Source organism: Ochrobactrum sp. SFR4 (genome assembly GCF_019730395.1).
Taxonomy (GTDB): domain Bacteria; phylum Pseudomonadota; class Alphaproteobacteria; order Rhizobiales; family Rhizobiaceae; genus Pseudochrobactrum.
Genome location: NZ_JAAPBB010001115.1, coordinates 1 through 249 on the forward strand (window position 1 = coordinate 1; position 249 = coordinate 249).

1 protein-coding gene is annotated in these 249 nt (G+C 55.0%); it reads left to right on the forward strand.

Annotation, left to right across the window (positions count from 1 at the left end; all coding sequences use genetic code 11):
• A partial coding sequence (locus HBA93_RS22500) for an NUDIX domain-containing protein (RefSeq protein ID WP_221724717.1) occupies positions 1-249 on the forward strand: 249 nt, incomplete at both ends.

The window sequence follows — 249 nt, forward strand, 5'->3', positions numbered from 1 at the left end:
AGTGCCCGGCGGCACAATCGAGCAGGGCGAAGACCCGCTTCTCGCTGCGGGGCGCGAACTTTTTGAGGAGACCGGCCTGAGCGCAAAGGATGGTTTGCAATTCCTCGGCTCCATTGATTTCACCCTGTCAGAGAAGGGGCAGCCTTATACAATGCGTCGCTATTATTATCATGCGCATTTTGAAGAGGTGTTGCCGGAAAGCTGGGAGCATTATGAAATGGATGCTTGTGACGGCAGCGCCCCGATTCT